Consider the following 12,816-nt stretch of genomic DNA (forward strand, 5'->3'; position numbering starts at 1 on the left):
CCGGGAGACCCGGATACGTCCTGCCTCGTGATCGTCTTCTCAACCTTCACCGGGCAGGCGGATGAAGGAAGGGCCCCCGCCTGGACGTGCAGGCGGGGGCCCTTCTGTGACACCGGACGGCTCAACGGCCCGCGACACGCCCCAGCAGCGTGCTCAGCGCCTGCTCGGAGTGGGTCCAGAGCACCGCTCCTCCGGCCCCCGGCACCAGGTGCCGCGCCGCGCCCGGGATGCGCGAGGCCAGCCGGATCCCCTGGTCGGGCGAGTGGCTCATGTCCTTCTCCCCGTACCAGAGGTCGACGGGCACGGAGATGTCGGACAGCCCGATCTCCCAGCGCCCCATGGCCAGCGCGGTGTCCCGGGCGTATCCGGCCGCCCCCTGCGCGAAGGCCTCGTCGAGGGCCCGGCGGTAGGCGGCGGCGAACGCGGGCTGCTGGTACACGGCGAGGTCGCACTCCGGGCTGTTGGACATGACCATGTCCCACATTCCCTGCGGGGTGAACCCGGCGAAGACCTGCTCGGCGGCGGCCGGGTCGGCCACGGCCAGGTCGACGAGGCGCCGCAGCTCCTCCGGCAGCGCGTCGGTGAAGCCCGGCTCGGCGATCTCGTCCGCGCCGGAGACCACCGCGAGCGCCCGGACCGCCCCGGCGGCGGCGCACGCCAGCGCGAACGGCGCCCCCTGCGAGTTGCCGACCATCAGGGGCCGCCCCAGCCCGCGCTGCCCGGCGAACGCGCGGACATCGTCGACGAAGTCACCGAACGTACGCCCCGGCAGCGGCGAGGAGGCCCCCAGCCCCGGGCGGTCGAGGGAGATCAGCCGCACCCCGAGCCCGTCCAGCGCATCGGCGCCGAACCCGAGGTGCCTGCTGGTGGCCGCGCCGGGCGAAAACAGCACCGGCGTCCCGTCTTCCGGCCCCCACTCGGCCCAGCCCAGCAGCCGGCCTCCCGGGAGCTGCTCCGTACCGATACGAACCGGGTCGATCACATGCAAATCCATGCATCCGATCATGGCCGGATCACTCGCATCCGTCCAAGGCTTTTCCGCCGGTCCCGCCGGTCCCGCCGGTCCCGCCGGCGCAATCGCCAGTGCGGCTCAGGGGGTGGCGGCGTCCGGCCAGGCGATGTCGGTCTCGACCGGCGCGTCGTAGTCGATGCCGGGCACCGCGAACCCGTACAGGCGCCGCACCTCCGCGTGGAACCAGCCGAGGTCGGCGAGTTCGGTGATGTTCTCGGTGGTGGCGGTGTTCCACCGCTCGGTGACGGCCGCCTGGACGGCGGGGGCGAGTTCCCAGGTGTCCAGGCGCACCCGCCCCTCCTCGTCGAGTTCGAGCGGGCGGACACCGGTGAGCTGGTCCCACAGGTCGGTGAGCTGACCGATCGGCGGAACCATGGACGCGCCGAGGACGCCGCGGAGCAGCCCGACGTACAGGGCGATGCCGGGGATCGCGGTCGAGGACTGGGTGACGGCGGCCGCGTTGACCGAGGTGACCGCGCGCCCGCCGACGAGCTTGCCGAGCCGCTCGTCGAGGGTGCGGGCGGTCTGTTCGAGGTGGGACTTGGCGGCGCCGATGGTGCCCTGCCGGTAGATCGCGGCCGTCAGCGCGGAGCCGATGTAGGAGAGGGCGGCGGTGGTGAATCCCTCGGCGAGCAGTCCGCGGTCCGCGAGATGGTCGATCCACCGCTCCCAGTCGGTACCGCCCATGACTGCGATGGTCTGCTCGATGTCGTCGCCGTCCGCGGGCTGCGTACCGACCTCCCGCACCTCGCCGGTGCCCGCGTCGTCGAAGACGAGGGTCTTGGTGCTGTAGGGCTCACCGATGGGCTTGAGGACGGACGCGTAGGTGGCCCCGGTGTCGGGGTCGGTACGGCGCGGGGCGGCCACCGAGTAGACCAGGTAGTCCAGACGGCCGCCGAACCGCTCCTCCAGCACCCGCGCGACCTGGTTCTTCATCTCGTCGGAGAACGCGTCCCCATTGAGGAACACCATGTCGTGACCGTGCCGCCGGGCGAGTTCGGCGGTCGCGGCCGTGCGGTACCAGCCGGCCGTACCCGTGCGCCGCCCCGGGGCCTTCTCGAAGCAGACCCCGATGCCACGGATCCCGGCGCGGGCGAGACCGGCGATCGTCGCGGCCAGCCCGTACCCGGCGGAGGAGCCGATGACCAGCGCCACGGGGGCCCGGTCGGGGATGCGGGACGGGGCGGGGACGGCCCGCCACATGTCCTCGACCAGGCGTTCGCAGCCCGCCGGGTGGGAGTCGAGGAAGAGGAAACCACGGTTCTTGGGGGCGATGACGCGTTCGCTCACGTGCTCGGGTCCTTACGGTTCGTCACGGACGGGGAAGCGGCGACCGCGAGGGCATGCACCGCGCCCTGCAAGTCTGCGACCGTACGGAGACGGGTGGTCACCTCGTCGGCGACAGTATTGCCCGGCAGCGCTTGGAGGCTTCCCACTGATGGCACGACGGCCGGAACCGGGGGCCGACGCGGCCCATGACCCGTCGTCGAAGTGCCGCCTGCCTGCGGTTCCCGGCAGGCACGCTCGCCGCGTCGTCGACGGAGTCGTCCCCGTACACCCGGTACGGGGACGGTCCCGCGCCTTGCGCTCGCACGCACCGGACACCGCACGGCCCGGCCTCCGGCCGGACGACGGCGCTTCGACGACAGGCCCTAGTCCTGAGCGTCGAGAACGTCCCTGGCCGCCGAGCGGAAGCTCTTCACCGCCTGGTAGAGGGCGTGCTCCCGCTCGACGGCAAGGGCGGTGTCCGCCGCCTTGCGGGAGGTGTCTCCCGCGTGGGCGTCCTTCACCATCCGCCGCATCACGTCGGAAAGGTCACCGGATGCCCCGGCCACGCGGTCCGCCGCCGCCACCATGGCGAGGGGCCCTTCGATGGTGACGACTTCGGCCACGCGGTGCACCTCGCGCGCCAGGGCCACGAAGCGTCGTACCTCCTCGTCGGCCTTCCGCAGGTCGGGATCGTCCGGCCGGAGTACGTCGAAGACGGCGCCCATGGCCACATCGCGGTCGTGCAGCGCGCCGAGGTAGTCGGCGTAGGCATCCCTGCGGTGCTGTCTGCGCCACTGGGCGTACTGCGAGCGCGCCGCGGCACGCCCGCTCACCATCGCCGCGCCAAGGGTGGCGAGCGAGCCAACGGCGGCACCGAGCAGCGCGGCGAGTCCAGCGTCCATGCACGCATTCTGCCTTCGCTTCACCGCCGCCCGACCACCGCAGTCCGACCACGGCAGTCCGACGCCCCGCCCGTCGACCCGCCCGTCGACCCGGTGTACAGGCCGCGCCGCTCGGCCCACACGCCGCACGCCGCGTACCGCGTACCGCCCCCGCGAGCGCCCCGGCCGGTACCGGCGGGCGCGTCAGCCGGTGACGAGTGCCATCATCAGCCCGTCGTACCCCTTGCTCCCCACCGTCTGGAGCGCGGTCGCGGTCAACCTCGGCTCGGCCGCGACGAGTTCGGTGAACCGGCGTACGCCCTGCACCTTCGGGTCCTCGCTGGCGCCGTCGACCACCTCGCCGTCGCGTACGACGTTGTCGGCGATGATCAGGCTGCCGGGCCGGGTCAGCTTCAGGGACCAGGCCAGGTAGTCCGGGTTGCTCGGCTTGTCCGCGTCGATGAACACGACGTCGAACGGACCGTGCCCCTGCGCCGCGAGCTCCGGCAGTGTGTCCAGGGCGCGGCCGACCCGGATCTCGACGACGTCCGCGAGCCCGGCCCCCTCGATGTTGGCCCGTGCGACCTCCGCGTACGCCGGATCGGCCTCCAGCGTGACGACCCTGCCGCCTTCGGGCAGCGCACGCGCCAGCCAGATGGTGCTGTAGCCGCCCAGGGTGCCGATCTCCAGCACGGTGCGCGCGCCCTGGAGCCTGGCGAGCAGGTTCAGCAGCTTGCCCTGGTTGGCGGCGACCTGGATCGCCGGGAGCCCCGCCGCGTCACTGTTCTCCACGGCCGCCTCCAGGGCCGCGTCCGGGCCCACCAGCAGCCCGTTGAAGTAGTCGTCGACCTCGGTCCATCGCGCCGGCGTCACGGTATGTTCCTCTCGCTCGGATTGAGTTCCCAAAAGGAACTTACCTCATGCCGACGAATGCGATGATGAACAGCATGACTCCAGCCCCCGCCGACCCCACCGTTCTGCACCCGATGCCGGGCCAGCCCCGGGTCGTCCTGCTGAAGCCCCTGGTGAAGTCCGAACTGATCGAGGTCGGGGACTTCTCGTACTACGACGACCCGGACGACGCCACCGCGTTCGAGACCCGCAACGTGCTCTACCACTACGGGCCGGAGAAGCTCGTCATCGGGAAGTTCTGCGCGCTCGGGACCGGGGTGCGGTTCCTCATGAACGGCGCCAACCACCGGATGGACGGGCCGTCCACGTTCCCGTTCCCCTCCATGGGCGGTTCCTGGGCCGAACACTTCGACCTGCTGACCGGCCTGCCGGGCCGGGGCGACACGGTCGTCGGCAACGACGTCTGGTTCGGCTACGGCTCGATGGTGATGCCGGGCGTACGGATCGGGCACGGCGCGATCATCGGCGCCGGCTCCGTGGTCACCTCCGACGTACCCGACTACGGCATCGTCGGCGGCAACCCGGCCCGGCTGATCCGCACCCGGTACGACGAGGAGACCGTCGCCCGGCTCCTCGCCGTCGCCTGGTGGGACTGGCCCGTCGAGCACCTCACCCGGCACATCCGCACCATCATGTCCGGCAGCGTCGACGCCCTCGAAGCGGCCGCCCCGGAAGGAACGCCATGACGATCACCGTCCGCGAGCTGGCCTACTACCCGGTCAAGGGCTGCGCCGGGACCACGGTCGACTCGGCACAGGTCCTCGGCACCGGCCTGGCCCACGACCGTACGTTCATGGTCGTGGACGCGGCGGACGGCGCCTTCCGCAGCCAGCGCACGCACCCCGCCATGGCCGCGATCCGGGTCGGGGTCCTGGACGGCGGCGCAGCGCTGGCCCTGGCCGCCCCGGGGGTCGAGCCGCTGCGCCTCGACGTCGACCGGGACGGCCCGCGCCTGGACGTCAGCATGTTCGACCGCCCGCTCGGCGCGGCCGTCGACCAGGGGGACGCAGTCGCGGAGTGGTTCTCCGACGCGCTCGGCGTGAAGTCCCGCCTGGTGCGCGTGGCCCCCGGCTTCGACCGGGACGGCTGGGGCGACACCCCCGGCAAGGTCAACTTCGCCGACGCGCACGCGGTGCTGGTCGCCTCGACGGCCTCCCTGGACGACCTCAACGCCCGCATCACCGCCCGGGGCGACGCGAAGCCCGTCCCCATGGACCGCTTCCGCCCCAACATCGTCCTGACCGGCCACGACGAGCCCCACTTCGAGGACCGGGTACGCCGGATGCTCATCTGCTCCGTCGAACTCGCCCACTCGGTACGGGCGACGCGCTGCGCCGTCCCCATGGTCGACCAGACGACCGGCCACCGCATGGGCCCGGAACCGATCCGCACCCTGTCGACGTACCGGCGCGAGCCGGAGTACGGGAACAGGGTCAGCTTCGGCGCGAAGAACGCGGTGGTCTGCGAGGGCGTGCTGAACGTCGGGGACACGGTCGAGGTCACGGAGTGGCTCGACGCATGACGGTCGGGCACGGGGCGGCGCAACCCGTGACGGTCGGGCGCGGGGCGGCCCGGCGCGTGCGGGCCTTGCCCGTGTCGGCCCCTCCCGGGGCCGCCGTCACCGCGAATCAGTGGGGAGGGAATCCCCGATGTGGGCCAGGACGGGGCGGATGCCCGTACGTGGACAGCCGTGGCCCTATGCCTGCGTCAGCAAATCCGCCACGTCGGCACAGAGCAGGCGGAGTTGACATCGGCACTCACCCGAAACCCATGTGAACGCACGATCCCGGCTTTCCCTCACACACTGGCCACAGTTGGCCGATTGTTGCTTTGCTGATTGCATCAGCGATGCCCGAGTTGATAGAGAAGGGTGCGCGAACAGCTATTCGGGTTGCTGGACGTCCCTGACGTCGAGGACGGCCGGGAGGGGGGCTTCTCATGGTGGCGTGGGACATCAGACCGCAGGGTGTGCAGGGGCAGTTGAAGGTCGTCGGTACGCATGCCGGTGATCTGGAGAAGGCTCTGACGGCATTGATGAAGACGGTGTCGGAGGCGGCGCAGGCGGCGGGTACGGCGGTGCCGGGTCCGCAGGCGGTGACGCCTCTTCAGGGGCCGGTGGCTCCGGGGCAGGCGCCGTTGTCCCGTGCGGCGATGGGGCCGGTGGCTGCTGCGCTGGGTGAGTATCTGGGTGAGCGCAAGAAGGACCTGGAGGCTGCGGCCGAGCGGATCGAGGCGTGCGTGCTGGGCGCGGTGGAGGCCACCGACGCGTACTGCGAGGGTGATCTGGAGACGGCCAGGAATGCGCAGAACGCGGCGAAGGCCGTGCGTCTGGATGTCCTCCGGGGCATGCAGGGGCACCGGTGAGTGGTGCCGAGCCGGTCGACCCGTCGGGGATTCCGGTGTTCACCGGTGATCTGGCGCTGCTCGATACGAAGGTGACGGCGCTGTCGGGTCATGGGGCGGCGATCGCGGCGGCTGCCGGTGATGTGCACAGCAGTTTCGGTGGGCTGAGTGCCTTCTACAAGGCGCCCGAGGCGGAGCGGTTGTTCGCGACGACCGCTCCGGTGGCGGCGACGGGGCTGTCGCTGAGTGCGGAGTTGTGTGTCATCGCCGGTGCGTTGAGTACGTACTCGGACGATGCGTTCCCGCTGGTGGAGAGGCTCAAGGAGCTGAAGCGGGACGCGGTCGCCTTTCGGGTGCGGGCCGAGGGTGATGACAAGTGGCGTGAGGACGGTGATCTGGTCGAGGAGAACAATCGGCGCCGTGGCGAGATAGCCGAGGTCTGGGCGGCTTTCCAGGAGGTGGAACGGGCCTGTCACGCCAAGATCGTGGCCCTGGTCGGCGGCAAGGCGCTGAAGACCGATGACGGTTCCGGCAGGAAGGGCACCTACGGCTATGACGCCGAGGCCCTCAAGCAGGCGGAGAGCCTGCCGTGGGGGGAGGCGGTCGAGGAGTCGACGCCGTGGTGGCAGGTGTGGGAGCACGCCTACGACTTCGGCAAGGGGTTCCTCGTCGACGGGGTCTGGGGCACGCTCAAGGGGCTGGGCACCCTGGCCGGGTTCGAGGGCGGGGACGCCGCCGGAGAGGCATGGACCGGCCTGGCGAAACTGGCCACCGGCCTCTCGCCCGCCGCGATGCTCGCCCTGCATGCCCTGCCCGGCGACCACTCCGCCTGGATACGCGACTCGCAGACCGCGGTGAGGGAGACCGGCAAGGCACTGATCGCCTGGGACCAGTGGGGCAGCAATCCCTCCCGCGCCGCCGGAGCGGTCACCTTCAACGTCCTGACCACCGTCTTCACCGGCGGCACCGGCAGCGCCGCGGCAGGCGCGGGCAAAGCGGGCCTGGCCGCCAAGGCCCTCTCCCTCACCAGCAGGACCGCCCGCGCGGTCGACCCCATGACCTACGTCTTCAAGGGCGCGGGGGCCGGGCTGAGGAAGGTCGGCGACGTGATGGCGGGCCTCAAGGGCCTGGGCCGCGTCGAGTTCCCGCCCCTGCCCGACCACGTGATCACCCTCCCCGAAGGCACTGTCCGTCTCCCCGACGGCACCGTCCGCCTCCCCGAAGGCGCCACCGTTCCGGAAGGCGCTACCGCCCTCCCCGACGGCACCGTCAAACTCCCCGACAAAGCCGTGGCACTGCCCGAAGGCACCGTCAGGCTGCCCACCGACCCCGGCGAACCGGCCCGCTACATCGACAGCAAGTACAACCTCCTCGACGAGAACGGCGACGTCCTCCAGAACGTCAAGGACGCCCATGTCGAAGGCTCCCCGGACACCCCCTCGAACACCCCGCACACCGGCTCCCCCGAACGGCAACCCGCTCTCGTCGGCGCGGGCACACATCCCCCTGGCACCTCTGGCCACGTCGGCAGCGGCCTGGACAACGACCTCCGGGGCACCGGCCATTCCGGAAGCGACTTCCCCGGCGACGCCGCCGATGGCAGGAAAACGTCGGCGGGAGGCGACCACGGAGCCCCCGGTGACGACGGCTCACCTCAGGCCGGCAGCCACTCCGACGACGGTCTTCCTCCCGAAGAACCCCGCCCTTTCGAACGCGGAGGTGAGACGGAGCACCAGATCCGGGACCAGCTGCGTGACTCCAAGGTGAAGCCGAAGGACCTGGAAACAACCTTGGCCAACTTGGCAAAGCACCCTTCGGGCCAGGAAGTAGCGGATCTGATCGTCTCCGGGCGATTCAATGGCCTGACGAACTACGATCAGGTTGTTTCAAGCCTCAGCCAGAAGAGCGGGATGTCAGGTGGCATCGAGCAGCTCCGGCTGGCTGAGCGCCTACAGCGCCATGGCGTCGCGGACATCAGCTTTGAAATCAAAAGGGATACGGAGATCAAGCCTGGGGTCGTCACCGGCTTCCATACAGACATGGACGTCATGGCCCGCGATGCCAACGGAAAGGTCTACGGGTACCAATTCAAGGAGATCGCGAAGCCGTCGACAGTATTCGATAAAATATGGAAAAGCAGCAAGCAACTGGATAATTCCGGTGCTGATGTGAAAATTTTCGTCGTCGACACGAAGGGGAGCATGGCGGACATGCTGGCTACCGACGTCCAAAGCGAACTCGCCAGGCTTCACACGCGGAAGGACCTACTCGTCGTGCTGCGCGTCGAAGACGGCACGCTCATGTACCCACCCGGTGCCGACTTCCTGCCTGGAGGACGTCCTTGATCGCCACCACGCCCGTCGCACAATGGTCCTGGGGCGAGCGCGGGCGGGATACGGATCTGGTCCAGGAGGCTGTCCGAAGGTTCTCGTCGGCGCTGCACATCCTTGAGCGGCACCGCCTCGGAACTCCGCATGACGGTCTCGTGTCCGTCAAGGTCCCCACGCGAGGACACCGGAACTTCCTGTTCAACGCCGAACTCCGATTCACTCGCACCCTCGCGAAGGAAATCAAGGCGAACCTCACTGCCGGAGAAATACAGGGCGTGGAGCTGCTCGCACTGTGCGACGGGTTCGTGGAATTCGGTTCCGGCCTGGTGGCTTCGGAAAGCATGTTCGCTCTCTCGGTCGAAGTCTCCGAGGACTACTTCAACACAGGGCTCACGACCTTCTCGGATGCCTGGATGCCGTTCGACCTGCGCGGTCGGGAACAGGAGGAGCCCTTCTCGCAAAATCGCTCCCGCCTGTCAGGGGCTCTGGCGGACCTTTCCGAAGCGCTCGGCCTGGAGACGGACCCGGATGATCCCACTTGGTTCGGCATCCCGACCGAAACCGGCGTCGAGAACCATTTCGAGGACGACGGCTCCCCGTCCGATGTGTGGGGCCGGTTCGAGATCCCCTACCGGAACGGGATCTTCAGCCAGACCCCGAGGTTCGAGCCGGGCTACCGGCGCGTGGCATCCGGCCCCGTGCTGTACTTCCCCGTCCGCAGCCAGGACGGAGTCCTGGGCTATCTCTGGGCCTCGGACGCCGAGGGCGCGGCAAGCTTCGAGGCTCGGGACGATGCCGACCTCGACGGATACCGGGCCGGTCTCGTCTGGCTGGACCGGCTGAAGGACGCTTACGGGCGCGGCCTCGGCCCCGGCGCCGCGCTGCTCGAACTCATGAACGCACCGAGCAACCCGGTGGCAGGGACGCCGGCAGGGGCGGCCCCCCTGGAGGTGAACGAGTTCCGGGCACTGAGGGAGTTGGCCGGTCGGTGAGCAAACGTCGGTACGACCTGGCTGCGCGCAGGGCGCTCCCGCTCCGCGCGCAGGGCGCTCCCGCTCCGCGCGCAGGCGCGTCGTCGCGGAGGTCTCCCTCACCCGTCCCCCTGCGCCCCCACCAACACGTCTCCCGCCTCCGTGCGGAAGTACAGGACCGAGCGGCCCGACCTCCGGCGGTGCGCCAGGCCCGCGTCGAGGAGGATCTTCAGATGGCGGCCGACCGAGCCGAGGGCCTGGCCGGTCAGGGCGGCCAGTTGGGTGGTGCTCTTCGGGCCGGCGAGGAGGACCAGGACCGAGGCCCGACCCGGGCCGAGGAGGCGGGACAGGCTGTCCGGGACCCGGGTGCGGTCCGCGTCGGCCAGGGTGCCGGAGCAGGGGTGGACGATCGCGTACCGCTGGGACTCGTCGTCCCAGGAGACCCAGCCGGAGCGCTGGGTGACCGGGACGAACAGCAGCCGTACGCCGGAGAGTCGCTTCGGGGGGTAGTCGTGCGCGTTGATCCTGAGCCGGCTCCCGCCCAGCCACCGCATCCCCGGGCGCAGCCCGCTCAGGGCCGCCGCCCAGCCGCCCTGGCTCAGCTGTCCGGTCCGCGCGACGATGTCCGCCTCGATGATCCGGCGGCGGCGCGGCCAGTCCGGCAGCACGGTGTGCCGCCAGACCCAGTCCAGGACGTCGGCGGCGCGCTGCGCCAGGTCGTCGCGGTCCAGGGGCGGCGGGAGGGGGGTGCCGCCGAGCGAGACCGTCAGGTCCGAGCGGGCGCGTTCCGAGGTGGTCGCCCGGACGGGGGCCAGCTCCTCCTCGAAGGCCGGGGTGCCCTCGCCCGTGGGCGTCGGGGTGATGAAGTCCGCGTTCCAGCTGCCGCCGAGCGCCGCCGGTACGAGCAGGGCCGCGACCGGGTCGGCGGTCTGCCGGGCCCGGTAGGCGGGCAGATGGGCGTCGAGCCAGGTCCGTTCGCCGGGGTGATCGGGGCGGGCCCGTTCCAGGGCGTTCAGGGCGGAGATGGTCTCCGCGAGCGGCGAGACGACGAACCGGCTCCCGGCCAGCGTGTCCGCGTTGATCTGCCACGTACCCATGACGTTTCGCCTCCGCGCGAAACTCTAACGGTCCGCCCGGACCGCCCCCGAGACTCCCCGCATGCGCACCTACCGGGAACTCTTCCGCACGCCTCAGTTCGGGCCGCTCTTCGCGACCAGTGCCGTGCAGGTGGCCGGAGCGACGATGAGCGGGCTGGCCCTCGGCACCCTCGTCTACACCGCGACCGGCTCGCCCCTGCTCGCCGCCCTCTCCATGTTCGGGTCCTCTCTCGCCCAGGTACTCGGGGCGACCGTGCTGATGTCGGCGGCGGACCGGCTGCCGCCGAGGGCCGCGACGACCGGACTGGCGCTCTTCTTCGGACTGGCCACCGCCCTGCTCGCCGTCCCCGGGCTCCCGCTGCCGGTGGTCTTCGCGATCATCCTGGCCGAGGGGGTGGTCGCCGCCGTGGGCGGCGGGGTGCGGTACGGGCTGCTCAACGAGGTGCTGCCCAAGGACGGCTATCTGCTGGGGCGTTCCGTACTGAACATGTGCTCCGGCCTGATGCAGATCGGCGGCTACGCGCTCGGCGGGCTCCTGGTGGCGACGCTGTCCGCGCGCGGCACGCTGCTGGTCGCCGCCGGGCTGTATCTGGCGGGCGCGGCGGTCGCCCGGTCCGGTCTGGTGCGGCGGCCCCCGCGCGCCACCGGTCGGCCGTCCGCCGCCGAGACCTGGCGGATCAACGCCCTGCTGTGGTCGTCCGGCCCGCGCCGCCGGGTCTATCTGGCGCTCTGGGTGCCGAACGGGCTGATCGTCGGCTGCGAGTCGCTCTTCGTCCCGTACGCCCCCGGGCACGCCGGGCTGCTCTTCGGCTTCGCCGCGCTGGGGATGCTCATCGGGGACACGCTGGCGGGCCGGTTCGTCGCGCGGCACCGGCGGAGGCGGCTTGCCGCACCGCTCCAGCTGCTCCTGGCCGTCCCGTATCTGCTCTTCGCCGCGCGTCCGGCGCTCCCGCCGGCGTACGCCCTGGTGCTGCTCGCCTCGGTCGGGTTCTCGGCGAGCCTGCTCTACCAGGAGCGGCTGATGGCCCTGACGCCGGACGAGTACACCGGTCAGGCGCTCGGTCTGCACTCCTCGGGGATGCTCACCCTGCAGGGCGTCGCGGCGGCGCTGGCCGGCACCCTCGCCCAGCGGACCTCCCCGGCGACGGCGATGACCGTGATGGCGGCGGCCTCGGTCGCGGTCACCCTGGCCCTGACGGCGGCCGGGCGCCGGGCTGCGGGGGCGGTGGGGGCCGCGGAGGCGGTGGACGGCCTCGCGGCCCCGGGGACTTCGGGAGGGGCGATGGGCGGTGCGGGCCCTGTCCGCTGACGGGGCCCGCACCGCGCTCGCGCGGATCGGCGGGTCAGTCGAAGACCGGGCCCTGGGTCCGGGTCCGCTTGATCTCGTAGAAGCCGGGGATCGACGCCACCAGCAGCGTGCCGTCCCACAGCTTCGCCGCCTCCTCGCCCTTCGGAGCGGGGGTGACGACCGGGCCGAAGAAGGCGATCTGCTCGCCGTCCGCGCCCGGCACGGCGATGACCGGGGTGCCGACGTCCTGGCCGACCTTGTCGATGCCCTCCTTGTGGGAGGCGCGCAGCTCGGTGTCGTACGCGTCCGAGTCGGCGAAGTCCGCCAGCTCGACGGGCAGGCCGACATCCTGGAGCGCGCCCACGACGGCCTCGCGGGTGGCGCCCTCGCCCTTGTTGTGGAAGCGGGTGCCGAGCGCGGTGTAGAGGGGGCCGACGACGTCGTCGCCGTGCTTCTGCTGGGCGGCCACGACGACGCGGACCGGGCCCCAGCCCTTCTCCAGCAGCTCGCGGTACTCCTCGGGGAGCTCGTCGAGTTTGTCCTCGTTGAGGACGGAAAGGCTCATCACGTGCCAGCGGACCTCGACGTCGCGGACCTTCTCCACCTCCAGCATCCAGCGGGAGGTCATCCAGGCCCAGGGGCAGAGCGGGTCGAACCAGAAATCGACAGGGGTCTTGCCGGTCGCCGTGCTGTTGTCGGACATGTCTCTCCTC

The 12,816-nt window shown here is 71.1% G+C and carries 12 protein-coding genes; 6 read left to right on the forward strand and 6 right to left on the reverse strand.

Annotation, left to right across the window (positions count from 1 at the left end; all coding sequences use genetic code 11):
• Nucleotides 1-121 precede the first annotated feature (121 nt).
• The 4 genes from ACFVFH_RS04170 to ACFVFH_RS04185 form a co-directional block, all read right to left on the reverse strand.
• Nucleotides 122-994, reverse strand: a complete 873-nt coding sequence (locus tag ACFVFH_RS04170) for an alpha/beta fold hydrolase (RefSeq protein ID WP_383763039.1) — start codon at nt 992-994, stop codon at nt 122-124.
• Between the two features lie 96 nt (nt 995-1,090).
• On the reverse strand, nt 1,091-2,302 hold the full coding sequence (gene fabV, locus ACFVFH_RS04175; protein ID WP_383763042.1) for an enoyl-[acyl-carrier-protein] reductase FabV: 1,212 nt from the start codon (nt 2,300-2,302) through the stop codon (nt 1,091-1,093).
• Nucleotides 2,303-2,664: 362 nt separating this feature from the next.
• A complete protein-coding gene (locus tag ACFVFH_RS04180; protein WP_383763044.1) occupies nt 2,665-3,183 on the reverse strand; it encodes a proline dehydrogenase in 519 nt (172 codons plus the stop codon).
• 183 nt (nt 3,184-3,366) lie between these two features.
• On the reverse strand, nt 3,367-4,035 hold the full coding sequence (locus ACFVFH_RS04185) for an O-methyltransferase (protein ID WP_383763046.1): 669 nt from the start codon (nt 4,033-4,035) through the stop codon (nt 3,367-3,369).
• Nucleotides 4,036-4,109: 74 nt separating this feature from the next.
• Between ACFVFH_RS04185 and ACFVFH_RS04190 the strand changes: the two genes are divergently transcribed.
• The 5 genes from ACFVFH_RS04190 (at nt 4,110) to ACFVFH_RS04210 (ending at nt 9,739) form a co-directional block, all read left to right on the forward strand.
• Nucleotides 4,110-4,760: a CatB-related O-acetyltransferase gene (locus ACFVFH_RS04190; RefSeq protein WP_383763049.1), complete on the forward strand. Its 651-nt coding sequence runs from the start codon at nt 4,110-4,112 to the stop codon at nt 4,758-4,760.
• Nucleotides 4,757-5,596, forward strand: coding sequence for an MOSC domain-containing protein (locus ACFVFH_RS04195; protein WP_383763051.1), 840 nt, complete (start codon nt 4,757-4,759; stop codon nt 5,594-5,596). The genes ACFVFH_RS04190 and ACFVFH_RS04195 overlap by 4 nt, the downstream gene beginning before the upstream one ends.
• A 416-nt stretch (nt 5,597-6,012) precedes the next feature.
• Entirely contained in the window at nt 6,013-6,438 is a 426-nt protein-coding gene (locus tag ACFVFH_RS04200) for a DUF6507 family protein (protein ID WP_383763054.1), read from the forward strand.
• Complete coding sequence (locus tag ACFVFH_RS04205; RefSeq protein WP_383763056.1) at nt 6,435-8,762, forward strand: hypothetical protein; 2,328 nt, start codon at nt 6,435-6,437, stop codon at nt 8,760-8,762. The genes ACFVFH_RS04200 and ACFVFH_RS04205 overlap by 4 nt, the downstream gene beginning before the upstream one ends.
• Nucleotides 8,759-9,739 (forward strand): hypothetical protein, encoded by a 981-nt coding sequence (locus tag ACFVFH_RS04210; protein ID WP_383763059.1) that lies wholly within the window; start codon nt 8,759-8,761, stop codon nt 9,737-9,739. Before ACFVFH_RS04205 ends, ACFVFH_RS04210 begins: the two co-directional genes overlap by 4 nt.
• A 98-nt stretch (nt 9,740-9,837) precedes the next feature.
• On the opposite strand, the gene ACFVFH_RS04215 is transcribed toward ACFVFH_RS04210, so the two are convergent.
• Nucleotides 9,838-10,815, reverse strand: coding sequence for an ArsR/SmtB family transcription factor (locus ACFVFH_RS04215; protein WP_383763062.1), 978 nt, complete (start codon nt 10,813-10,815; stop codon nt 9,838-9,840).
• Nucleotides 10,816-10,876: 61 nt separating this feature from the next.
• On the opposite strand from ACFVFH_RS04215, the gene ACFVFH_RS04220 reads away from it, so the two are divergent.
• Complete coding sequence (locus ACFVFH_RS04220; RefSeq protein WP_383763064.1) at nt 10,877-12,124, forward strand: MFS transporter; 1,248 nt, start codon at nt 10,877-10,879, stop codon at nt 12,122-12,124.
• A 34-nt stretch (nt 12,125-12,158) separates the two neighbouring features.
• Here the strand turns inward: ACFVFH_RS04220 and ACFVFH_RS04225 are convergent, their stop codons facing one another.
• Nucleotides 12,159-12,806 (reverse strand): DsbA family protein, encoded by a 648-nt coding sequence (locus tag ACFVFH_RS04225; RefSeq protein WP_383763066.1) that lies wholly within the window; start codon nt 12,804-12,806, stop codon nt 12,159-12,161.
• Between the last annotated feature and the right edge of the window lie 10 nt (nt 12,807-12,816).

The sequence above is a fragment of the Streptomyces sp. NPDC057697 genome (assembly GCF_042799335.1).
Lineage (GTDB): Bacteria > Actinomycetota > Actinomycetes > Streptomycetales > Streptomycetaceae > Streptomyces.